The organism is Enterobacter sp. WI-ESBL-E8 (assembly GCF_053364895.1).
The window spans coordinates 1841063-1864095 of the sequence record NZ_JBRWXJ010000001.1 but is presented as its reverse complement, the minus strand read 5'-3'; the positions used below and the strand labels follow the sequence as shown (position 1 = coordinate 1864095).

The following is a 23033-nucleotide window of genomic DNA, read 5'->3' as shown; positions in this document are numbered from 1 at the left end:
GAAACCTCGTAAACTAATCGGTGAGATGAAGGAATGCGGCTCCGCGCATGCCTCCTGCGTCCCCGTGTCGCGCGCGTTCAATACGCGGCACGCGGGCAACCGGCAATAAATGTCGGGGCAAACGCCCGGACAACCGTTCCGTAATCGCGGTAAAGTTTGAAAGCCCTCCCCCTATCACCAGCAGATCCGGGTCAACGATGGTGAGAATATTTCCCAGACATACCGCCAGCAGATCCAGATAGCGCTCGACGTGCTCACGCGCCTGCGCATCACCTTGCTCCCACAGGGTAATGATTTGAGGGGCCTCAAGTTTCTGATGATAGAAGTGTTCGTAAAGCCATGCAAACCCGCGGCCGGAGAGATAGTTTTCAATACAGCCGTGCTGGCCGCAGCCGCAGCGGGTCAGCGGAAAATCACGCCCGACGACGTCCAGCGCGTCCACCGGCAGGCGGATATGGCCAAACTCCCCGGTGATGTAGCTGCGCCCGGTGATGGGCTTCCCCTTGATCACAATCCCCCCGCCGACGCCGGTGCCGAGGATCAGCCCCATCACCAGCGGATAGTGACGGAATTCATCGTCCCAGGCTTCTGAGAGGGCAAAGCAGTTGGCATCGTTGTCTAAACGCACGTCGCGTTCAAGGAGGGCAGAGAGATCGGCGCGCAGCGGTTTGCCGCTGGCAGCAGGCACGTTAGCGGCATACAGCGTGCCGTCGTCGGTTTCGGGCATCCCCGGAATGCCAATGCCGACGCTGCCTTTGACGCCAAAGCGTTCATCAGCCTGCGCCACCAGCGCGGCAATGGCGGTTAAAAACGCGTCGTAGCTTTCGCGCGGCGTGGGAACGCGGGTTTCCCACTGCAGCTTAAGGTCTTTATCAAACACGCCGAGCGCAATCTTGGTGCCGCCAATATCAAATCCGTAATACATAACGCATTCCTCTTTTAACCTGGCGGCCCGAAAGCCGCTAGATCATGACGTAATTACTGGCCACTTAATACCCTCGCCGGATCAATTCGGCTTGCGCGACGCGCCGGATACCAGCTTGCCAGCAGACTCAGTAAAAGTGCTGTAACCAGCACATAAAAAACGTCCAGCCAGTGCAGTTCAGACGGCAGGAAGTCAATAAAATAGATGTCACCCGACAGGAACTGGTGGCCAATGAGCTTTTCAATGCCGTTGATAATCGGCGTCAGCTGCAGGGAAACCACCACACCAATCACCACGCCGCAGAGGCTGCCGAACAGCCCCGCCAGCAAACCGTACCAGACGAAGATGGCGCGAATAAGACCATCTTTTGCCCCAAGGGTACGCAGCACGGCAATATCACCGCTCTTGTCTTTGACCGCCATCACCAGCGTCGAGACGATATTAAAGCACGCGACGCCGATCACCAGCACCATCGCCAGATACATAATGGCGCGGATCATCTGGATATCACGGTACATATAGCCGTAAGTGCCGATCCAGCTCTTGATGTAGACGTAGTTATTGGTCACGCTGCCCGCGTCACGTACCAGTTTGTTGGCGTTAAAGACGTCGTTCACCTTGATGGCAATGCCCGTCACGCTGTCGGCCATGTCGAGATACTGGCGCGCATCCTCCATCGGCACCATCGCAAAGCTATGGTCAAGCTGACCGCTCAGCTGAAGAATACCGGTGACGTGCAGGCGCACGCGTTTAGGCTGCTGCAGTTTGTGATCGGCGCTGGCGTTGGGGATCATGATCGACACCCAGTCGCCCTGCTTTACCTTCAGCGCATCCGCGACGCCTTTACCCATGATGATTTGCTGCTCGCCGGCCTTAAAGTTCGCCCACGCGCCGTTCTGCACATATTTCGGCAGCGCGCTCAGACGTTCCTCCTGGGCGGGATTCACCCCTTTCACCTGAATGGCGCGCAGGTTTACCCCGCTCTCCACCAGCCCGGTAAAATTAATGTAGGGCGCAGCAGCGGCGATGCCCGGGACCTTTTCCACTTTGGCGAGGGCGTCGCTCCAGTTGCTCCAGGGCTGGTTAACCGGTTCGATTTCCCCGTGCGGCACCACCGCCAGAATGCGGTTATTCAGCTCTCGCTCGAAGCCGTTCATGGCGCTCAGGCCAACAATCAGCACCGCCACACCCAGCGCGATACCGATGGTCGAAATGACGGAGATCAGCGACACCATGCCGCCGCGACGGCGACCGCGGCTAAAGCGTAGCCCGATGAGTAACGATAACGGTGAAGCCATTACTCCGCTCCCATCAGAGTCAGTTCTGCATTCAGATGGCCGTCGCGCATCTCAAGCTGGCGCCCCATGCGTTTTGCCAGCTGCAGATCGTGGGTTACCACCAGAAACGCGGTGCCCTGCGAGGCGTTCAGCTCGCCCAGGAGCTGGAAAATACTGTCCGCATTGCGCGCATCCAGGTTACCGGTAGGCTCATCCGCCAGCACCAGACGCGGGTTGTTCACCAGTGCACGGGCAATCGCCACGCGCTGACGCTCGCCGCCGGAAAGCTCCGACGGACGGTGGTTACCGCGATGGCCCAGCCCTACCGCTTTCAGCATGTCGCTGGCGCGGGCGTTAATTTCTGCCGGTTTCTTTTTGCCAATCAACAGCGGCATCGCCACGTTTTCCAGCGCCGTGAAATCCGGCAGCAGGTGGTGGAACTGGTAGATAAAGCCCAGCTCGCGGTTACGCAGCTCGGCCTTCGCCGCGGAGGACATTTTGCTCATCGGCTGGCCGGAGAAAATCACGTCGCCGTTGGTTGGGGTATCCAGCCCGCCCAGCAGGTGTAATAAGGTACTTTTGCCGGAGCCAGAGCTACCGACAATCGCCATCATCTCGCCTTCGCCCACGCTGAAGCTCACATTGTGCAGCACGTCAGTCTGCACAGAGCCTTCCTGATAGCGTTTGGACAGGTTGTCGCATTGCAACAGGATCTTATTCATAACGTAAAGCCTCAGCGGGTTGGGTGGCGGCGGCGCGCCAGGAAGGATAAAGCGTAGAAAGCAGCGCAATGGCCATCGCGGCCAGCGCAATACCGACCACCTGCAGCGGCTCGATAGCCACCGGCAGCGCCGCGCCATCAAGCAGCGCGCCAATGATCGGCATTAAGTTATTAAGCTGGCTGGCAAGCAGCGCGCCCAGCGCCGCCCCGAGCAACGCCCCGATAATCCCGGCGCTCGCGCCCTGCACCATAAAGACCGCCATGATCTGGCGCGGCGTGAGCCCCTGGGTTTGCAGAATGGCGACTTCGCCCTGTTTTTCCATGACCATCAGGCCCAGCGAGGTGATGATGTTAAAGGCAGCTACGGCCACGATCAGGCTCAGCAGCAGCCCCATCATGTTTTTTTCCATGCGAACGGCCTGGAAAAGTTCGCCTTTACGCTCGCGCCAGTCCTGCCATTTCGTGCCGTCCGGCAGCTTTTGCTGGCTGAGCGTATCGACCTTCAGCGGCGCGTCGAGCCACAGGCGCCAGCCGGTGATATTCCCCGCCGGATAACGCATCAGGCGTGATGCGTCCTGGATGTTAACCAGCATCTGGTAACCATCGACTTCGCTGTTGGCAGCAAAGGTACCAATTACGGTGAACAGACGCTGGCTTGGCAGGCGCCCCATCGGCGTAAACTGGCTGGCTGAAGGCACCATCACGCGCAGCTGATCGCCACGGTTGACGCCAAGCTGGCCGGCAAGCTGTTCACCCAAAATAACGTTGTATTTTCCGGCTTCGAGATCGGTCTGCTTCACGTTAACCAGGTATGGCGTCAGCGGATCGTTTTGCGCCGGGTCGATACCCAGCATCACGCCGACCGCCACGCTGCGGGCACTTTGCAGCACCACGTCGCCGGTCGTCAACGGCGCAACGCGCGTGACGCCCTGTAACTTCGCCGCGCTTTCCGGCAGCTGCTGCGGGTTAACCGAACCGTTGGTAGATGAGAGTACGGCCTGCGGCATCAGCCCCAGGATGTTGTTTTGCAGCTCGCGCTCAAAGCCATTCATGACGGAAAGCACCGTCACCAGTGCCATCACGCCAAGCGTGATGCCAATAGTCGAAAGCCAGGAGACAAAGCGACCGAAGCGGTCCGCGGCGCGCCCACGCATGTAGCGTAAGCCTATAAAGAGTGCGACAGGTTGATACATGAAATCCGTCTGTTTGCTGATAGCAGACCCACGAGTATATAAGCGAATCCGTTAAGCGTAAATGACTGAAACCGTAAGCTTTGGTAATCATTTTTCCGAAAAATTCAGATAAATCAGGGTGCTAATAGCTGAAAGTGCACCTCGCAACCTCCACCTTTTCCGAAAAACCTCCTGATACAGACTGTTACCCATTACATCCTGGTTTCGTTTTAGAACAATTGCTCGTTCGTTTATGGCAATAAGGTAGTTGCGAACAATGAAGCAAAAAGCATTATGGATTAACCAGATAAAAGGGCTGTGCATCTGCCTGGTGGTTATCTATCATTCGGTCATCACGTTTTATCCGCATCTGATCGGGCTACAACACCCGTTCTCTGGCCTTCTCGCCAAATGCTGGGTCTATTTTAACCTCTACCTCGCACCGTTCCGTATGCCGGTCTTCTTCTTTATTTCTGGCTACTTGATCCGTCGCTATATTGACGAGGTGGGCTGGCGCGCCAGTCTCGACAAACGCATCTGGAGCATTGTCTGGGTCCTGGCGCTGTGGGGCGTCCTGCAGTGGCAGGCGCTGAGCCATCTGAACGCCTGGCTGGCACCAGAGCGTGAGCTTGCTACCTCGTCGAACGCGGCCTATGCCCACTCGTTCTCAGGATTTGTGCGCGGGATGCTCACCGCCAGCACCAGCCTGTGGTATCTGTATGCCCTGGTGGTCTACTTCACGCTGTGTAAACTGCTGAGCCGCTGGAAGCTGCCGGTACTGGGACTGCTGGCGCTGGCAAGCATCGCGATCAACTTCCTGCCGCTGCCGTGGTGGGGAATGAACAGCGTGGTACGCAACATGATCTACTACAGCCTTGGGGCGTGGTATGGCGCAGAGCTGATGGCATGGATGAAAAACGTCAACCTGCGCCGCATCTGGCTGGCGACAGCCGCTTTCGCTGCCGTCTCGGTGGTGCTGTGGTTTGCTAACGTTCCGCTGCTGCTCTCCTTGTTGTCGATTGTGCTGATCATGAAGTTGTTCTACAGCCTTGAGCAGCGCTATGCCGTTCATCCGCATAACCTGCTTAACGTGATTGGCTCAAACACTATTGCGATCTATACCACCCACCGCATCTTAATCGAGGCCTTTAGCCTGTTCCTGATTGGCGAGATGAATGCCGCATACTGGCCGGTCTGGGCTGAGCTGACTTTAATTCTGGTCTACCCGTTTGCCAGCCTGCTTATCTGTACCCTTGCCGGGCTTGGGGTGCGTAAACTCTCCACCGCACTGTTTGGGGACATTCTCTTCTCTCCTCCCTCAACGCTAAGTCTGTCACCGACCACCCGTTAATGCCCTCTCCGCCCCCGCTTCGGGGGCGTATTGCCCCGCCGTGCGGTTCCGATTTGCTTATGCAAAACGATCGAGGATAATAAAGACATTGCGTATCAGTGATATGCCCCAATACTGTTGGTATATCCATAAGAGACTCTGACATAGCCATGCCTGAACACTATCGTTATTCCTTGCCTGTCAAAGCGGGCGACCAGCGCCAGCTGGGTGAACTCACGGGCGCGGCGTGCGCCACGCTGGTGGCAGAAATCGCTGAGCGTCATCCTGGCCCGGTGATACTGGTTGCCCCGGATATGCAAAACGCCCTGCGCCTGCACGACGAAATTCGCCAGTTCACCGATAGCCTGGTGTTCAGCCTGGCCGACTGGGAAACGCTGCCGTATGACAGCTTCTCTCCGCATCAGGAGATCATCTCCTCGCGCCTGTCGACGCTCTATCAGCTGCCGACCATGCAGCGCGGCGTGCTGATTGTGCCGGTGAACACCCTGATGCAGCGCGTCTGTCCGCACAGCTACCTGCATGGCCACGCGCTGGTGATGAAAAAGGGCCAGCGCCTGTCCCGTGATGCCCTGCGCGCGCAGCTTGACGGTGCCGGCTATCGCCACGTCGATCAGGTGATGGAGCACGGGGAATACGCGACCCGCGGCGCGTTGCTCGACCTTTACCCAATGGGCAGCGACCAGCCGTATCGTCTGGACTTTTTCGATGACGAAATCGATAGCCTGCGCGTATTCGATGCCGACACGCAGCGCACGCTGGAAGAAGTGGAGTCGATCAATTTACTGCCCGCGCATGAGTTCCCGACGGACAAAACCGCTATCGAACTGTTCCGCAGCCAGTGGCGCGACAGGTTCGAGGTGAAGCGCGACGCCGAACATATTTACCAGCAGGTCAGCAAAGGCACGCTTCCTGCCGGGATCGAATACTGGCAGCCGCTGTTCTTCAACGAGTCGCTGCCGGCTCTTTTCAGCTACTTCCCGGCGAATACGCTGATTGTTAACACCGGCGATATCGACGCCAGCGCCAGCCGCTTTGAAAGCGAAACCCGCGCCCGCTTTGAAAACCGGGGCGTTGACCCGATGCGTCCGCTGCTGCCGCCGGAAGCGCTGTGGCTGCGAACCGACGAACTCAACGCCGAGCTGAAGCGCTGGCCGCGTATGCAGCTTAAAACCGATTCGCTTGCCGATAAGGCCGCCAACACCAACCTTGCCTTCCGGACGCTGCCGGACCTCGCCGTTCAGGCACAGCAGAAATCACCGCTGGATAATCTGCGCAAATTCCTGGAATCCTTTACCGGCCCGGTAGTGTTCTCCGTTGAGAGTGAAGGCCGTCGTGAAGCGCTCGGTGAACTGCTGGGGCGCATTAAAGTTGCGCCGAAACGCATCCTACGTCTGAGCGAAGCGACCGGAAACGGTCGTTACCTGATGATTGGCGCCGCCGAGCACGGGTTTATTGATACGCTCAACAACCTGGCGCTGATTTGCGAAAGCGACCTGCTGGGCGAGCGCGTCGCGCGTCGCCGTCAGGACAGCCGTCGAACCATCAATCCGGACACGCTGATCCGTAACCTGGCCGAACTGCATCCGGGCCAGCCGATTGTTCACCTGGAGCACGGCGTTGGCCGCTATCAGGGGATGACCACGCTGGAGGCGGGCGGCATCAAAGGTGAATACCTGATGCTGACCTACGCCAACGATGCCAAACTGTACGTTCCGGTCTCCTCACTGCATCTTATCAGCCGCTATGCGGGCGGTGCCGAAGACAATGCGCCGCTGCACAAGCTGGGCGGCGACGCCTGGGCACGCGCGCGCCAGAAAGCAGCGGAAAAAGTGCGCGACGTGGCGGCCGAGCTGCTGGATATCTACGCCCAGCGCGCGGCTAAAGAGGGCTTTGCCTTTAAGCATGATAAAGAACAGTACCAGCTGTTCTGCGACAGCTTCCCGTTTGAAACCACACCGGATCAGGCCCAGGCCATTAACGCCGTGCTGAGCGATATGTGCCAGCCGCTGGCGATGGACCGCTTAGTCTGTGGCGACGTCGGCTTCGGTAAAACCGAAGTGGCGATGCGCGCCGCCTTCCTTGCGGTTGAAAACAACAAGCAGGTGGCGGTGCTGGTGCCAACCACCCTGCTCGCTCAGCAGCACTTTGACAACTTCCGCGACCGCTTTGCCAACTGGCCGGTACGCATCGAGATGCTGTCGCGTTTTCGCAGTACCAAAGAGCAGACCCAAATTCTGGAGCAGGCCAGCGAGGGTAAAATCGACATTCTGATCGGCACCCACAAGCTGCTGCAAAGCGACGTGAAGTGGAAAGATCTGGGGCTGCTGATCGTCGACGAAGAGCACCGCTTCGGGGTACGTCACAAAGAGCGCATCAAAGCGATGCGCGCCGACGTCGATATCCTGACCCTGACCGCGACGCCTATCCCGCGAACCCTGAATATGGCGATGAGCGGCATGCGCGATCTGTCGATTATTGCCACGCCGCCGGCGCGCCGTCTGGCGGTAAAAACCTTTGTCCGCGAGTACGATAATCTGGTGGTCCGTGAGGCCATTCTGCGTGAAGTGCTGCGCGGGGGACAGGTCTATTACCTCTACAACGATGTGGAAAATATCCAGAAAGCGGCGGACCGGCTGGCGGAGCTGGTACCGGAAGCGCGCATTGCTATCGGTCACGGGCAGATGCGCGAGCGCGAGCTGGAACGGGTAATGAACGATTTCCACCACCAGCGCTTTAACGTGCTGGTGTGCACCACCATCATTGAAACCGGTATTGATATCCCGACGGCCAATACCATCATCATCGAACGTGCGGATCACTTCGGTCTGGCGCAGCTCCATCAGCTGCGCGGCCGCGTCGGACGTTCGCACCATCAGGCCTACGCCTGGCTGCTGACGCCGCATCCGAAAGCGATGACCACCGACGCGCAAAAGCGTCTGGAAGCCATCGCCTCGCTGGAAGACCTCGGCGCAGGCTTTGCGCTGGCCACGCACGATCTCGAGATCCGCGGTGCCGGTGAACTGCTGGGTGAGGACCAGAGCGGCTCGATGGAGACCATCGGCTTCTCGCTCTATATGGAGCTGCTGGAAAATGCGGTCGATGCGCTGAAGGCCGGACGCGAGCCGTCGCTGGAAGATCTCACCAGCCAGCAGACCGAGGTCGAGCTGCGTATGCCTTCCCTGCTGCCGGACGATTTCATTCCGGATGTGAATACCCGACTGTCGTTCTACAAGCGCATCGCCAGTGCGAAGAAGGAAAACGAGCTGGAAGAGATTAAGGTGGAGCTGATCGACCGCTTTGGTCTGCTGCCCGATGCGGCGAGAAATCTGCTGGATATCGCGCGCCTGCGCCAGCAGGCACAGAAGCTGGGCATTCGTAAGCTTGAAGGCAACGAAAAAGGCGGCGTGATTGAATTCGCCGAGAAGAACCACGTCAACCCGATGTGGCTGATCGGTCTGCTGCAAAAACAGCCGCAGCATTTCCGTCTGGATGGGCCGACGCGCCTGAAATTTACCCAGGAGCTGACGGAGCGCAAAACCCGTATGGACTGGGTGCGTAACTTTATGCGTCAGCTGGAAGAGAACGCGATCGCGTAATCGTCTCCCCGGCAGCACGGCGCTCGCTGCCGGGGCATAATTTACAAACTCTTTGCACTTCCCCTGGATTTCCCGACACGCTCATTCGCCATAATTATCGTTAACTGCTTATAAAACAATAACCTTATCATTTACATGGATTATGGTGATGATGACCTCTACGCGTTTTACCCGATGGATTTGTTTTTTCGCGCTGGCCGCAGCGGTAGCGATAACCCTTCCTGCGCGCGCCAATACCTGGCCTCTTCCGCCTCCCGGCAGCAATGTGGTCGGGAAAAACCAGTTTCACGTGGTGGAAAATAACGGCGGGTCGCTGGAAGCAATTGCCAAAAAATATAACGTCGGCTTTTTGGCTTTGCTGCAGGCCAACCCCGGCGTTGACCCTTACGTGCCGCGCGCCGGTAGCGTGCTGACGATCCCTCTGCAGACCATACTCCCGGATGCGCCGCGTGAAGGGCTGGTAATAAACCTTGCCGAACTGCGTCTTTACTACTATCCCCCAGGCAAAAATGAAGTGACCGTCTACCCGATAGGCATTGGCCAGCTGGGCGGCGACACCCTAACGCCAACGATGGTCACGACCGTATCGCAGAAGCGGGCAAACCCAACCTGGACACCAACCGCCAATATTCGTGCCCGTTACAAAGCGCAGGGTATAGAGCTACCGGCAGTTGTCCCTGCGGGGCCAGACAACCCGATGGGGCATCATGCAATCCGCCTTGCCGCATACGGCGGAGTGTATTTGCTGCACGGAACCAACGCTGATTTCGGGATCGGTATGCGCGTCAGCTCCGGCTGTATCCGTCTGCGCGATGACGACATCAAGAAGCTGTACAACGTCCTGGCGCTCGGCACGAAGGTCAATATAATCAACACCCCGATTAAGGTCTCTGAAGAACCTGGCGGCGTAAGGCTGGTCGAGGTGCATCAGCCGCTGTCGAAAAATATTGGCGACGATCCGCAAACGTTGCCAATTAACCTTAATGCAGCACTGATGAGTTTTAAAACCAGTGCCAGCACGGACGAGACGGTAATGGAGTCCGCGATGACGACGCGGTCAGGTATGCCAACGGACGTCACGCGTCACCACGATAACGCACAGCAGTCGATATAAAGCACTGCTCTGCTTGCGGCCCCCTCCTGCAGTAAAAGAGACAGGCATAGCGTGATTACGCTATGCTTTTTTCTGAATATGTCAGACTGACTTCCTTCATGTCCTGGTACCGTAAAGCTATTTGCATACAGGCAAAGAAAAGCGTGTAGCGTGGAACGTGAAAAAAACAGTGAACCCTTATTTCTTAGGTATATCTTATTTCTGATGAAATACTGATAGTAACAGCAGGACAATATCTTAAAACCCGATTTTTATCCTCTGGAAAATGCGCAACGCCGTTTCATATTTCAGCCATGCCAGCATGAAGAATCACCACTACAAAAATGACGACACATAAGTCCTTATAATCTATATTTAATAGCATTTAATTCCACAAATCCAGTTAAGACCATTTCATTTGTGATTATTTCCTAAAACGGGAGAATTAGCTCAAGGCATAATAATCATTGTATTCGACAGCAAGCCTTGCAATAAGTCGAAATTAATTTTCAGCACTTTGGTTATAAATATTAAAATGCCTTCTTCTTTCAATAAAATAATAATTGCATACGATTGTTCGTCGTAACGGATAGTATATGAAAAGATTTAAATTAAGCACTACTGCGGTGTTAATCAGTAGCTTATTGTTCGTGAACAATGCTATTGCGCAAATCGAAGAAATCAATAATGCCAACGGCGTTATTTCCGGAAGCGGCGTGATTGCCAACGGTGGCGTTTACAAGGTTATCGGTACCGCAGGTGAAAATAGCGTCATTTCAGTTGCGGATAACGGCAGCGTTACCGTGAATCACAACGGCGGCTCTCCGCTGATCATGGGCTGGGGTGAGTTCGAGAATGGCGATCTTCTGATCACCAGCGGCAGCGTTATCGTCGCCAACAGCGGGACAATCAACTTAGGGAGTGGTTCGACTATTAATACCACGTATGGCGATCTGATCGAGGGCACGGTTCCCAACCGACCTGATCTTCCACTGGATAAAGATTACCAGTTTGTGTTTGCCTTAGGCGTCACTACGACGGGCGCAATCAGCGCGGCTAACCTTGCTAAAGAAGGGAAAATCGTTGCCGACGACCTGACAATCAATATGAGCCACCAGCGTGACGATAAGTTTGTCGTTGGGATCCATGGTGACAAGGCGAATGCGAACATTGATTTGACGGGGTTAACCACCGTTAATACTACGGCACTCGGTAACGAAAGCCTGGCGCTGGGTATTTATGCCAAAAACGGCACGCGGGTTACCGCTGACGATTTGCGCCTGACCAGCACGGGACAGATGTATGCTGTGGGGCTTTCTTCACAGTCCGTTGAAGAAAACGCTCGCTCCCTCATCACCTATAACAATGCGGTGATTACATCCGTGGCCGATGATTTTGCCGATGGTATCAGCACCGCTGGCGGTCACATCGTCGCTCAGGGCGATACGCAGATCGACATCACCGTCAATAAGACCGGCGCGATAACCTCGGGGATCTGGGTATCAGACGGACTCGACGATATCGATTTAGACTCCTACTTCACCAGCCACGGTAAAATAGCGCTCGCCCTGAACGCCGGTGCGGACGGTACGGAACTTCGCGGGGCGGAATCCGTTGGCTCGTCGGAACTGACCACCCAGGATCTGGCCATCTCGATGAATACGAACGGGCATCAGCAGACCAAAGGCACGGGCTTGTTTGCCTCAAAAGACAGCGCGCAGACGCCGGGTAACCTCGTCGTTAATGGCAAACTGAACGTTGACGTTGCGGATACGACCCGCAGCGGCACATGGCACTACATCCACGCGGATAAAGGCGGCAGCATTGCGCTAAACGGCGAGGCGAGCCTGGGCGTGAACTACAACGATCCAGATACCATTGCCATTCTGGCGGAAAACGCCGACTCTCGCGTGTCGGCGGCTGGGCAGAAAATGCAGGTCGTGGGTACCGTTGAAGCGAAAGATGCAGGGCTGGTCGATCTTAGCGCCGTAGGGGCGTCCCGTTTCGACGGCGGCTTCCTGACCAGCACTGGCGGTACTAACAACCTGTCGCTGGCAGAAGACTCCGTCTGGAATATGACCAAAGATTCTCAGCTGACTAACCTGACGCTGAATGAATCGACGCTGAATTTTATGCATACCTCCGCGCAGACGCAGCGACAGACGCGTGACGCTGCCACGTTCAAAACCCTGACGGTGGACGGTGATTACGCGGGCAGCAACGGCAACCTGGTGATGAATACGGCGCTTGGCGATGACAACTCCCCTACCGACCGCATGATTGTCAACGGTAATACCAGCGGCACCACCAACGTGATGGTGCTGAACGCAGGCGGGACAGGCGGCCTGACGACGAACGGGATTGAGCTGATTGCCGTTAACGGTAACTCTGCCGGTGAGTTTAAACAGAATAGCCGTATTGTTGCCGGGGCGTATGACTATACCCTGCAGCGCGGCGCGGGTCAGAACGCCGCAAACTGGTACCTGAGCAGCGCGCTGACGCCTGAAATACCAGAAACGCCAGAACCTCCAGCGCCGCCGGAACCCCCCGTTCCGCCAGAACCGACTGAACCAACAGAACCTCCGGTGAAGCCTGAGCCACCTGCGCCGGTCAATCCGCCCGATCCGGTGACGCCAGCCTCTCCGACACCGGTACCGGCTGTTGAACACGCGGTGCGTCCAGAAGCAGGTCTGTATGGCGTTAACCTGGCTGCGGCTAACACGCTGTTCAACACCCGTTTACATGACCGTCTGGGTGAAACCCACTACGTTGATGCCCTGACCGGTGAAGCACGCGCGACCAGCATGTGGCTGCGTAACGTGGGCGGACATACCCGCCAGCACGACAGCAGCGGCCAGCTGAGCATGCAAAGTAACCGCTATGTAATGCAGCTTGGCGGTGACGTGGCGCAGTGGAGCAGCAATAACGCGGACCGCTACCATCTGGGCGTGATGGGCGGCTATGCCAACCAGAAGAGCCGTGCAGAAAACCAGCGTAACGGTAACCGTGCTACCAGCAGCATCGACGGATACAGCGTCGGCGTCTACGGTACCTGGCTGCAGGACAACGAAAGTAAAGAAGGCGCGTATGTTGATACCTGGATGCAGTACAACTGGTTCAACAACACCCTTTCTGGTGATGACGTTGCTACGGAGACGTACAAATCAAAAGGCTTCACCGCTTCTGTGGAATCTGGCTACACCTGGAAAATGGCGGATCTCAGCGAGCGTAGCGCGCTGTATATCCAGCCGAAAGCGCAGATAACCTGGATGGGCGTGAAGGCGGACTCGCACAAAGAAGTCAACGGTACCCGTGTAGAAGGTAACGGCGACGGCAATATTCAAAGCCGCGTTGGCGTGCGTCTGTACGGCCATGCTCACAACAAGCTGGACGATGGCAACGACCGTAACTTCCAGCCGTTCGTGGAAGCCAACTGGATCCACAATACTAAAGACTTTGGCGCATCGCTTAATGGTGAAAAAGTGAATCTGGCGGGCAACCGCAACATCGGTGAACTGAAAGCGGGTGTTGAAGGTCAGCTGTCGAAGAATGTCTCTCTGTGGGGCAACGTAGCTCAGCAGGTAGGTACCAAGGGATACAGCGATACGCAAGGTATGCTGGGTATAAAATACAGCTGGTAAGCAGTATGAATAAAAAAACGCCCTGCTCATGCAGGGCGTTTTTTATTGCAGTGGCATAAATGAGGGTTTATGCGTGGCTTATTTGTAGATTACAGCCGTGCCGTGCAGCGTGTTAGGGCCGGTCACAGAGGTAATACGGAAAGATTTCGCCCCCATCTCATCAGCTTTTTGCGCCAGCTGGCTTTCCAGTGAACCCAGGTTAGTGCCGGCAGATGCGGAGATAGTCCCGACTTTATGCTGGTCAGCAGGTGTGGATTGCACTTCAACGGCGGCAAAGCTTGCGAAAGAAAGTGAGCTCAGAACGGCGGCAGCGATGAGGGTTTTTACGTTTTTCATGATTTTTACCTTTAGGCAGATGATTGTTTAGGTCGTTAGTTATTTACTTAACGATCGATAGGTAAATCATAAATGTGATCCAGGTCACGCGTCAACATAATTTTATAATGAGCGTTAACTTAATTTTAAAGTCGTTATTTTTCATAATGATATGATTAATTTATTTTTAAGCATTCAGCGCTGGTGGTGGCATGCGTTTATTTTTATAATGATTATTCAACAAACCAACAGAGGACCAACGGCAAATGACAACCGATGTCACGAGTTGTGCGAAGAAAAGCCGTGGCCGACCAAAAGTGTTCGACAGGGATGCAGCGCTTGATAAGGCCATGACTCTCTTCTGGCAACATGGGTATGAAGCAACCTCGCTTTCCGATCTGGTAGAAGCCACCGGAGCCAAAGCGCCGACGCTGTATGCTGAATTTACCAATAAAGAGGGGCTGTTCCGGGCGGTGCTCGACAGGTACATTTCGCGCTTTGCAGCGAAACACGAAGCCCAGCTATTTTGTGAAGAAAAAAGCGTTGAGCAGGCACTGCGTGACTACTTCACCGCCGTCGCAACTTGCTTCACCAGTAAAGACACCCCTGCGGGCTGCTTTATGATTAACACCTCTGCCACCCTTGCGGCATCGTCTAAAGAGATCGCCAATACGGTGAAATCGCGTCACGCCATGCAGGAGGAGACGCTGAGCGCGTTTTTGGCTCAGCGCCAGCAGCGCGGTGAAATCCCCGCGCACTGCAACCCTCAGGTGCTGGCGCAGTATCTGAGCTGTATTTTGCAGGGGATGTCGATCAGCGCCCGCGAAGGGGCTTCACTGGAAAAACTGCAGACTATTAGCGACACCACGCTGCGGCTGTGGCCTGAGCTGCTCAAAATCTGACGCAAAAAAAAAGCTCCTCAGCCTGAGCGCATGAGGAGCTAAGTTCAGAGAACATCTTTTTTACACTTTGTTATTCAGAACCAGCTGGCCATTACCGTCCAGAGGGATTTGCGTGCCTGGGTCTTTATCCATGCGGATTTTGCCCTGCTGATCGCCAATTTTGTACGTCACGTCATAACCCAGCATTTTCTCCGACTTGTCATAGACGGTTTTGCAGCGCTGCTGAGTTGTGGTGTAGGTATCGTTATCCTGCATCGCGCCCTGCACCTGGTTACCGGCATAGCCACCGCCCAGCGCGCCGACCACGGTCGCAACATCTTTACCGCGGCCACCGCCAAACTGATGACCAATGACCCCACCGGCTACCGCACCCAAAACAGAGCCGGCAATACGGTTTTCATCCTGAACAGGACGACGGTGAGTCACGGAGACGTTGCGGCACTCCTGACGAGGGGTTTTCACGGTTTCTTTAATCGGAGTAGCAGAAACCACCTGTGCATACTGCGGGCCGCGATCTAATACGTTCAGACTGGCAACGGCAGCCACACCTAACGCAGCCGCGACGCCAATCCCTATACCCGCCAACATTGATTTATTCACGGGACTTCCTCCTTTGTTGCTATTGGTAACAATTTTGCAATGAAGGCACGGCTTCGCCAATCAGATAAAGGATCAAAAAAGAGGCATTGAGGGGGGATATATTCTATTTAGGAGAACTCTTAAGCACGCATTCTGTGATCTGCAGCACGATATGCTAAAAACTCCCTCCGGAAGGCCCGGAGGGAGTGAAAGATTAGTGCAGCTTCAGACGCGGACGGATCACACGGTTGATTCTGCCCACCAGCATCATCAGCCCGGTTTTGAAGTAGCCGTGCAGCGCAATCTGGTGCATGCGGTACAGGGAGATATACACGAAGCGTGCAATGCGCCCTTCTACCATCATCGAGCCACGCATCAGGTTGCCCATCAGGCTGCCGACGGTAGAGAAGTTAGACAGCGATACCAGAGAACCGTGGTCTTTGTAGACATAGGCTTTCATTGGCTTACCTTTGGTCTGCGCCAGAATGTTGTGCAGTACCAGGCTTGCCATCTGATGCGCCGCCTGGGCGCGCGGCGGTACGAAGCCGCCTTCAGGACGCGCGCAGGAAGCGCAGTCACCGATAGCAAAGATGTCAGGGTCGCGGGTAGTTTGCAGCGTCGGCTCAGTTACCAGCTGGTTGATGCGGTTCGTTTCCAGGCCACCGATCTCTTTCATAAAGTCAGGCGCTTTGATACCTGCCGCCCAGACCATCAGATCCGCTTTGATGTACTCGCCGTCTTTCGTGTGCAGGCCACCTTCGTCGGCGCTGGTCACCATGGTCTGCGTCAGCACCCGCACGCCCAGTTTGGTGAGTTCATTGTGCGCCGCACCGGAAATACGCGGCGGCAGCGCAGGCAGAATACGTTCCCCGGCTTCCACCAGCGTCACGTTCAGCGCTTCGTTGGTTAACCCTTTGTAGCCGTAGCTGTGCAGCTGCTTCACCGCATTATGCAGCTCAGCGGACAGCTCAACGCCCGTCGCACCGCCGCCAACAATGGCGATATTCACCTTACCGTTCGCACCCATATTGCTGGTGTACTTCAGGAACAGGTTCAGCATTTCCTGATGGAAACGACGCGCCTGATGCGGGTTATCGAGGAAGATACAGTGCTCTTTCACGCCAGGCGTGTTGAAGTCATTGGAGGTACTGCCCAGCGCCATGACCAGCGTGTCATACGCCAGTTTGCGTTCAGGGACCAGAAGCTCCCCTTTTTCATCACGCAGCTCTGCCAGGGTAATGGTTTTGCTTTCACGATTGATGTCCACCACCGAGCCCAGCTGGAACTGGAAATGGTGGTTGCGCGCGTGCGCCAGATAGCTGAGCGCGTCCACGCCCTCGTCCAGAGAACCGGTCGCCACTTCGTGCAGCAGCGGTTTCCACAGGTGACTGTGGTTACGATCCACCAGCGTAATTTTGGCTTTTTTACCGCGGCCCAGCTTCTTGCCCAACTGTGTCGCCAGCTCCAGCCCGCCTGCTCCACCGCCTACAATCACTATCTTTTTCAATGGCGTAGTCAACGTGACCCCCTCAAATTATTAACCAATTGTTAATTAAAAGTTATAAAAATAACCCTTAATTAACAACAGGTTACAGCACTGAAACCATTCAGGTGCATTGAGAATAACACGTCAGGCGCATTGGTCATACCAAAATTGATATGCATCAAGTTTTGATGGCTTAAAAGTAGACAATTCTGGTCAAAAAGAAAGCCCGGCACGCTTTCGCGTCCGGGCTTCTGGACCTGCTTCAGGGGCTTAACCCAGCGTTTTAAAGGCTTTGATACGCTGCAGGTGCGGAGAGATGTTCTTGAACTTGTGGGTCTGCTCTTCGTCCCAGACGATCTCATAGTAATGATGCAGCAGTTCTGCAGCCCGATGACTGTTGAGCGCCTCATCGTTACGCGACAGGATCACCAGACAGCGGTCGCGGTTTTTCTCCCGAAAATTGCTGACGCACTTGGTCGCAATATCGACGTACTCTTCCGGGCGGTCAATTTTGCCTTCCATGTTCTCGTTCGGGAACAGGTTAGGATTGAACACCACCTGGCGGATGTCGCACAGGAAGCCAATCCGCTCCGCCCAGTAGCCGCCCAGCCCCACGCCGCAAATCAACGGGCGATCGTCGACGTTGAGCTGCAGCATCTTGTCCACTTCTTTGAGCAGATGCTGCATATCATGCTTCGGGTGGCGCGTGCTGTAGCTGATCAACCGGACATCCGGATCGATAAACTGCAGCTGCAGCACCTTCTCATGATTACCAGGACTGTTAGAGTCAAAACCGTGTAAATAGATGATCATCGTCTTCTCACCACGCTACGCCTTCCGGGAGGGTTTACAGGCTGGCTTTATGTGCCTGCCAGCGCTCATTCAGGTCTTCAAGCCGGGCGTTGACCGTCTTCCAGCGCGCCGAATCCATCAGCTCCTGACGGCTAAATGAACCTTTATGATACAATTGTGTAACACGCTCTGCATTGATCGGCGACAGGTTATCCAGCACGCTAACGGCACCTTTACGATTATTGCAGACCAGGATCATATCGCAACCTGCGTCCAGCGATGCCTGACCGCGCTCTGCGTAGCTGCCCATAATCGCGGCCCCTTCCATCGATAAATCGTCGGAGAAAATCACGCCATTGAAGCCCAGCTCCTGGCGCAGAACGGTTTTCAGCCAGTGCGGAGAGCCGCTGGCAGGACGTGGGTCAACGTCGCTGTAAATCACGTGCGCAGGCATAATGGCATCCAGCTTGTTATCGGTGATAAGCGACTGGAAAACCGACATATCTTTGGCGCGAATTTCCGCTTCCGGGCGCGGATCGCGCGGCGTCTCTTTGTGGGAATCCGCCGTCACCGCCCCGTGGCCCGGGAAGTGTTTGCCGGTGGTCTTCATCCCGGCATCGTGCATGCCGTCAATAAACCGGGTCGCCATTGCCAGCGCAATATGCGGATCTTCATGGTATGAACGCTCGCCAATAGCGGCGCTGATATGCCCCACGTCCAGAACCGGGGCAAAACTGATGTCGATATCCATGGCGATCATTTCGCTGGCCATCAGCCAGCCGGCGTCCTGCGCCAGTTTTCCACCCTCTTCCGTGCCCAACAGCGCGGCAAAAGACTGGGCTGCCGGCAGACGGGTAAACCCTTCGCGAAAACGCTGCACGCGTCCGCCTTCCTGATCGACGGCCACCACCAGATGATTGCGCGACGCGGCGCGGATCTGACGCACCAGCTCACGCAATTGCGCCGGATCGTGATAGTTGCGGGTAAACAGGATCAGGCCACCCACCAGCGGATGCGCCAGAATTTCACGCTCCTCCGCATCCAGCTCAAACCCTTCTACATCCAACATGACTGGACCCACATCCACCTCTCTTATCCTTTAGTTTGTAACTGACGCCAGGCATCGTCTGCCAGCGCAATAAATTGTTTGTCTCTGGACTGCTGGTAGCGCATTTCAAACCAGCCGGCCATTAACATGATGACCCAGGGACGCCAGCGCCTGACCTGCCGCGTCAGCGCGTCGACGTCAATTTTTGCCGCGTGGGCATAGTCGCTGATGAGCGCCCGCCGCGCGGCGTCACTCTCCGTCCAGACCGCCGCCAGCTCCAGCGCCACATCGCCGTCTCCGGCATATTCCCAGTCGATAAGCCGGATACCCGCTGACGTATGCACAATATTTCCGGCATGAACATCCATGTGCAACGGCGAGAGCCGGATCGGCTGTGGCTCACCCGCTTTACGCAACCGTTTGAGATATGCCAGCCACGTTGGGGTGCGTCTGTCAGGCAGGGCTTGCTGCCAGTAGTGTTCAAGCAACGGGAATAGCGTGATTCGCCATCCCAGACGTGGCTGCCGGTGCAAATGATACAGCATCGCCGCAAGCGCTGAAGTGTCCGGCAGCGCGCTTTTAACTTCCCCTTCCAGATACTCGACGGCCATCCAGCCCTGTCTGAAAAACCGGGGTTCAGGCACGAGATCTGACGCAAGACGTCTCAGGGCTCGAAACTGACGACGGAAATGGAAAGCAGGCGCGAAGGGATCGTGATTCTGCCGCAAGACCAGACGATGCTCGCCCTGCGCTATAATGCAACTCGCGCCGCCAAGCCCGGAGTGGGCCTGCGGCGCGATAAGGCGATATTGAGGAAAATAGCGTGTCAGAATCTCTTCACGCGTGCTGTCATTGTTGCGTAACCGCACCTTTACCTGACCAGATAATTTCGCCTGTCTGAACCAGCATCAGCTGCATCTGCAGGGCTGGCGTATTCACGTTACCGGTGGCGTTAGAGTACAGCACATACTGTGCGCCAACGTTTCGGGCAATACCGATCGCCTTGCTGCGTGAGCCGAGGCTATCCTGCGGCGACAGGCCCAACTGCTGTTTCGCGACCGCGAGCTGTTGAGCCGAAACCAGCGTAAACTTACCGTTGTTTGCCAGGGCATTGCGCAGGGTTTCCGTCGCTTCGCCCGCGTTCAGCGAACCGTTGGTACGGTTGTTCACGCTATCGACCAGCAATACGCTGCCTGCCGTCACGCCCTGTGCCTGCAGCATCTTACCGACCATCGGCTGCATTGCGCCGTTCCAGTCGTAATGGCGCACTCGCGGCGTGGGCTGCGACGTTTGGTCCGGATGCTCAATTGGACCCGGCTGTTCCGGAATAGACGGCACAGATGGCACGGTTGGCTGCGGCTGCGCGGGCTGCGTCGGCTGTTCAGTACCCGGTTTAGCCTCTTCCACAGGCGCTGGCTGTTCAGTACGCGTCACACACCCTGCCAGAAACAGAGCGAAAGCTGTCACGAGCGCATAGCGGCTCAAATTTTTAATCAAGATTCACCCCTTAGAGATAAAGATAAAGTCTCACCTTATGCGCACCCAGATAGTTGGCGCTGCCATAGAGCGTTACCGACGATCTTGCCGGAATGGTGACGCTTCGCGGCGCTTCCAGCGGATGCATTTCAAGACCTCTTACGTCATACCAGAAAAAGCGGTAGTGGACCGTCACTGGTTCATGTCTTTCATTGAAGAGCGTAGAGGAGGCAGACGAATTGATTTCACTGATGGTCAACGCGGGTTGCTGCGCCGTGATGCCTGCGGCAAGTACGGAGGATTCCATCACCAGCGTCTGTTCATCATTCACGGGGATCGCCGGGCGCGAGCTGCATCCTGCGATCATCATCGTCACTACCAGCGCTGCAATACGCCCTTTAAGCATGTTAAAGACCTTTGTGTGCCAGCATCGGTCCCAAAGGACGCCCGCCCAGCAGATGCATGTGAATGTGATAAACTTCCTGCCCGCCATGACGGTTGCAGTTCATGATCAGACGGTAGCCGTCTTCCGCAATGCCTTCCTGCTCAGCAATTTTCGCGGCCACCGTCAGCATACGACCTAACGCCACTTCGTGCTCGGTTTTTACGTCGTTTACGGTAGGAATCAGAATATTAGGAATGATAAGGATGTGCGTCGGGGCCTGAGGGGAAATGTCCCGGAAAGCCGTCACCAGTTCATCCTGATAGACGATATCCGAAGGGATTTCGCGACGGATAATTTTACTGAAAATCGTTTCTTCAGCCATGACCTTTTCCTTTTTTGTTTAGTCTGGTGCGATGCGTCCGCTGTTGACACACTCTCTGGATGAGCGCGTGACACAATTCAAGAGTATGAGCGAGTTTCTCCTGTCCTTTCAACCTCCTCCCCCGATTTCTTTCCTGAATGTTTATCAGCTGGATGAAGAGTGACCGCTCCTGCGTCCTGGTGATGTTTTTTAAGACATAAAACCGCACCAATAAAAAAGGCAGCCATTCGGCTGCCTTAGTCTCCCCAGGTCACAACTTAGTTGCTGCGGATGTACTCATCCATTTCGGTTTTCAGGTTATCGGATTTAGTACCGAAGATTGCCTGTACACCCGAACCTGCAACAACAACACCTGCTGCGCCCAGTTTTTTCAGACCCGGCTGGTCTACTTTCGCTACATCGGCAACGCTCACACGCAGACGGGTGATGCACGCGTCCAGGTTAGTGATGTTCTCTTTACCACCGAACGCTGCGACCAGTGCTGGCGCCATTTCGCTGGTTGCGCCTGCTTTGCTGTCTTCTGTCGCATCTTCACGACCTGGGGTTTTCAGGTCCAGTGCTTTAATCAGCACGCGGAAGATGGTGTAGTACGCAACCGCATAGCACGCACCAACGATTGGGAACAGCCACAGCTTGCTGCTGTTACCGGACAGAACGATGAAGTCGATCAGACCGTGAGAGAAGGACGTACCGTCACGCATACCCAGCAGGATACAGATTGGGAACGCCAGGCCCGCCAGAACCGCGTGAATAATGTACAGGATCGGCGCAACGAACATGAAGGAGAACTCGATCGGCTCGGTGATACCGGTCAGGAACGAGGTCAACGCTGCGGAGATCATGATACCGCCCACTTTTGCACGGTTCTCTGGCTTAGCAGAGTGCCAGATAGCAATCGCCGCAGCTGGCAGACCGTACATTTTGAACAGGAAGCCACCAGACAGTTTACCTGCAGTTGGGTCGCCCGCCATGTAACGTGGGATATCACCGTGGAATACCTGACCTGCTGCGTTGGTGAATTCACCAATCTGCATCTGGAATGGAACGTTCCAGATGTGGTGCAGACCGAATGGTACCAGGCAACGCTCGATGAAGCCGTAGATACCAAACGCCACAACTGGGTTCTGGTAAGCAGCCCACTGGGAGAAGGTCTGGATAGCGGAACCGATCGGTGGCCAGATGAAGGACAGGATCACGCCAGTGAAAATCGCTGCCAGACCAGAGATGATCGGAACGAAACGCTTGCCCGCGAAGAAGCCCAGATACTCAGGCAGCTTGATGCGATAGAAGCGGTTAAACATGTACGCTGCAATCGCACCGGAGATGATACCGCCCAGCACACCGGTGTCCGCCAAGTGTTTCGCAGCGATCTCTTCTGCCGGTAAATGCAGAACCAGCGGCGCAACCACAGCCATGGTTTTCACCATGATGCCGTAAGCAACCACTGCAGCCAGCGCAGAAACGCCGTCGTTGTTGGTGAAGCCCAGAGCCACACCGATCGCGAAGATCAGTGGCATGTTAGCAAAGACTGAACCGCCTGCTTCGGCCATCACGTGTGAAACTACGGCTGGCAGCCAGCTGAAGTTAGCAGAACCGACACCCAGCAGGATACCTGCGATAGGCAGTACGGATACTGGCAGCATCAGCGATTTACCGACCTTTTGCAGGTTAGCAAATGCATTCTTAAACATAATTGAGAGTGCTCCTGAGTATTTGTGCTTTTTTTACGCTTTCACGCATTGGCCCGGGGGGAGTACCGTGCCGTGGACAGGACATCTAAGCGCCCTTTATTTATTACACAGAGTAAAATAATTCCCTCTGAGTTTGTTTGACGGCTATCACGTTTCAGCTTAAGGCGGTCGAAAAACTTTCAGTTATTTACAAAAAGCATG

General features: G+C 55.5%; 19 protein-coding genes. 5 read left to right on the top strand and 14 right to left on the bottom strand.

The window, feature by feature from the left end:
• Positions 1-13 precede the first annotated feature (13 nt).
• Genes nagK through lolC form a run of 4 tightly spaced genes read right to left on the bottom strand, consistent with a single transcriptional unit; the run spans position 14 to position 4116 of the window.
• Entirely contained in the window at positions 14-925 is a 912-nt protein-coding gene (gene nagK / locus ACWHWP_RS08855; protein ID WP_447855419.1) for an N-acetylglucosamine kinase, read from the bottom strand.
• Positions 926-978: 53 nt separating this feature from the next.
• Positions 979-2223, bottom strand: coding sequence for a lipoprotein-releasing ABC transporter permease subunit LolE (lolE, locus tag ACWHWP_RS08850; RefSeq protein ID WP_447855418.1), 1245 nt, complete (start codon positions 2221-2223; stop codon positions 979-981).
• Positions 2223-2924 carry a lipoprotein-releasing ABC transporter ATP-binding protein LolD gene (gene lolD, locus ACWHWP_RS08845; protein ID WP_047061583.1) on the bottom strand — a complete coding sequence of 234 codons (702 nt, stop codon included), beginning with the start codon at positions 2922-2924 and terminating at the stop codon, positions 2223-2225. The genes lolE and lolD overlap by 1 nt, the downstream gene beginning before the upstream one ends.
• Positions 2917-4116 (bottom strand): lipoprotein-releasing ABC transporter permease subunit LolC, encoded by a 1200-nt coding sequence (gene lolC, locus ACWHWP_RS08840; protein ID WP_047348976.1) that lies wholly within the window; start codon positions 4114-4116, stop codon positions 2917-2919. Before lolC ends, lolD begins: the two co-directional genes overlap by 8 nt.
• A 256-nt stretch (positions 4117-4372) precedes the next feature.
• On the opposite strand from lolC, the gene ACWHWP_RS08835 reads away from it, so the two are divergent.
• From ACWHWP_RS08835 to ACWHWP_RS08820, 4 genes are all read left to right on the top strand, one after another.
• Positions 4373-5446, top strand: a complete 1074-nt coding sequence (locus ACWHWP_RS08835; protein WP_447855417.1) for an acyltransferase family protein — start codon at positions 4373-4375, stop codon at positions 5444-5446.
• A 149-nt stretch (positions 5447-5595) separates the two neighbouring features.
• Positions 5596-9042 (top strand): transcription-repair coupling factor, encoded by a 3447-nt coding sequence (gene mfd, locus ACWHWP_RS08830; RefSeq protein WP_059311019.1) that lies wholly within the window; start codon positions 5596-5598, stop codon positions 9040-9042.
• A 148-nt stretch (positions 9043-9190) separates the two neighbouring features.
• Positions 9191-10156 carry a L,D-transpeptidase LdtC gene (gene ldtC / locus ACWHWP_RS08825; RefSeq protein ID WP_059311020.1) on the top strand — a complete coding sequence of 322 codons (966 nt, stop codon included), beginning with the start codon at positions 9191-9193 and terminating at the stop codon, positions 10154-10156.
• Positions 10157-10731: 575 nt separating this feature from the next.
• Positions 10732-13776, top strand: coding sequence for an autotransporter outer membrane beta-barrel domain-containing protein (locus tag ACWHWP_RS08820; RefSeq protein ID WP_447855416.1), 3045 nt, complete (start codon positions 10732-10734; stop codon positions 13774-13776).
• A gap of 78 nt (positions 13777-13854) precedes the next feature.
• Here ACWHWP_RS08820 and bhsA read toward each other — a convergent pair whose 3' ends face one another.
• The gene (gene bhsA, locus ACWHWP_RS08815; RefSeq protein ID WP_059311022.1) at positions 13855-14112 is read right to left on the bottom strand and encodes a multiple stress resistance protein BhsA; all 258 of its coding nucleotides are present in this window, start codon (positions 14110-14112) and stop codon (positions 13855-13857) included.
• Positions 14113-14357: 245 nt separating this feature from the next.
• Between bhsA and comR the strand changes: the two genes are divergently transcribed.
• Entirely contained in the window at positions 14358-14993 is a 636-nt protein-coding gene (comR, locus tag ACWHWP_RS08810; RefSeq protein WP_047348981.1) for a TetR family copper-responsive transcriptional repressor ComR, read from the top strand.
• A gap of 60 nt (positions 14994-15053) precedes the next feature.
• On the opposite strand, the gene ACWHWP_RS08805 is transcribed toward comR, so the two are convergent.
• The 9 genes from ACWHWP_RS08805 to ptsG form a co-directional block, all read right to left on the bottom strand.
• Positions 15054-15593 (bottom strand): glycine zipper 2TM domain-containing protein, encoded by a 540-nt coding sequence (locus ACWHWP_RS08805; protein WP_008500779.1) that lies wholly within the window; start codon positions 15591-15593, stop codon positions 15054-15056.
• Positions 15594-15786: 193 nt separating this feature from the next.
• Positions 15787-17091, bottom strand: a complete 1305-nt coding sequence (locus ACWHWP_RS08800) for an NAD(P)/FAD-dependent oxidoreductase (protein ID WP_047348982.1) — start codon at positions 17089-17091, stop codon at positions 15787-15789.
• Positions 17092-17328: 237 nt separating this feature from the next.
• Positions 17329-17871, bottom strand: coding sequence for an alpha/beta hydrolase YcfP (gene ycfP, locus ACWHWP_RS08795; protein ID WP_008500781.1), 543 nt, complete (start codon positions 17869-17871; stop codon positions 17329-17331).
• Between the two features lie 34 nt (positions 17872-17905).
• On the bottom strand, positions 17906-18931 hold the full coding sequence (gene nagZ, locus ACWHWP_RS08790; protein WP_447856650.1) for a beta-N-acetylhexosaminidase: 1026 nt from the start codon (positions 18929-18931) through the stop codon (positions 17906-17908).
• 11 nt (positions 18932-18942) lie between these two features.
• Positions 18943-19767: a thiamine kinase gene (thiK, locus tag ACWHWP_RS08785; RefSeq protein ID WP_447855415.1), complete on the bottom strand. Its 825-nt coding sequence runs from the start codon at positions 19765-19767 to the stop codon at positions 18943-18945.
• The gene (gene lpoB / locus ACWHWP_RS08780) at positions 19748-20395 is read right to left on the bottom strand and encodes a penicillin-binding protein activator LpoB (RefSeq protein WP_047348984.1); all 648 of its coding nucleotides are present in this window, start codon (positions 20393-20395) and stop codon (positions 19748-19750) included. The genes thiK and lpoB overlap by 20 nt, the downstream gene beginning before the upstream one ends.
• A 10-nt stretch (positions 20396-20405) precedes the next feature.
• Positions 20406-20780 carry a YcfL family protein gene (locus ACWHWP_RS08775; RefSeq protein ID WP_047348985.1) on the bottom strand — a complete coding sequence of 125 codons (375 nt, stop codon included), beginning with the start codon at positions 20778-20780 and terminating at the stop codon, positions 20406-20408.
• A gap of 1 nt (position 20781) precedes the next feature.
• Positions 20782-21141, bottom strand: a complete 360-nt coding sequence (gene hinT / locus ACWHWP_RS08770) for a purine nucleoside phosphoramidase (protein WP_006809243.1) — start codon at positions 21139-21141, stop codon at positions 20782-20784.
• Positions 21142-21398: 257 nt separating this feature from the next.
• Positions 21399-22832 carry a PTS glucose transporter subunit IIBC gene (gene ptsG, locus ACWHWP_RS08765; protein ID WP_047348986.1) on the bottom strand — a complete coding sequence of 478 codons (1434 nt, stop codon included), beginning with the start codon at positions 22830-22832 and terminating at the stop codon, positions 21399-21401.
• Positions 22833-23033: the final 201 nt, after the last annotated feature.

What these genes read in the sequence shown, in the direction of transcription:
- nagK (WP_447855419.1), bottom strand. Translation starts at nt 925, where the DNA reads ATGTATTACGGATTTGATATTGGCGGCACCAAGATTGCGCTCGGCGTG.
- lolE (WP_447855418.1), bottom strand. Translation starts at nt 2,223, where the DNA reads ATGGCTTCACCGTTATCGTTACTCATCGGGCTACGCTTTAGCCGCGGT.
- lolD (WP_047061583.1), bottom strand. Translation starts at nt 2,924, where the DNA reads ATGAATAAGATCCTGTTGCAATGCGACAACCTGTCCAAACGCTATCAG.
- lolC (WP_047348976.1), bottom strand. Translation starts at nt 4,116, where the DNA reads ATGTATCAACCTGTCGCACTCTTTATAGGCTTACGCTACATGCGTGGG.
- ACWHWP_RS08835 (WP_447855417.1), top strand. Translation starts at nt 4,373, where the DNA reads ATGAAGCAAAAAGCATTATGGATTAACCAGATAAAAGGGCTGTGCATC.
- mfd (WP_059311019.1), top strand. Translation starts at nt 5,596, where the DNA reads ATGCCTGAACACTATCGTTATTCCTTGCCTGTCAAAGCGGGCGACCAG.
- ldtC (WP_059311020.1), top strand. Translation starts at nt 9,191, where the DNA reads ATGATGACCTCTACGCGTTTTACCCGATGGATTTGTTTTTTCGCGCTG.
- ACWHWP_RS08820 (WP_447855416.1), top strand. Translation starts at nt 10,732, where the DNA reads ATGAAAAGATTTAAATTAAGCACTACTGCGGTGTTAATCAGTAGCTTA.
- bhsA (WP_059311022.1), bottom strand. Translation starts at nt 14,112, where the DNA reads ATGAAAAACGTAAAAACCCTCATCGCTGCCGCCGTTCTGAGCTCACTT.
- comR (WP_047348981.1), top strand. Translation starts at nt 14,358, where the DNA reads ATGACAACCGATGTCACGAGTTGTGCGAAGAAAAGCCGTGGCCGACCA.
- ycfP (WP_008500781.1), bottom strand. Translation starts at nt 17,871, where the DNA reads ATGATCATCTATTTACACGGTTTTGACTCTAACAGTCCTGGTAATCAT.
- ACWHWP_RS08775 (WP_047348985.1), bottom strand. Translation starts at nt 20,780, where the DNA reads ATGCTTAAAGGGCGTATTGCAGCGCTGGTAGTGACGATGATGATCGCA.
- hinT (WP_006809243.1), bottom strand. Translation starts at nt 21,141, where the DNA reads ATGGCTGAAGAAACGATTTTCAGTAAAATTATCCGTCGCGAAATCCCT.
- ptsG (WP_047348986.1), bottom strand. Translation starts at nt 22,832, where the DNA reads ATGTTTAAGAATGCATTTGCTAACCTGCAAAAGGTCGGTAAATCGCTG.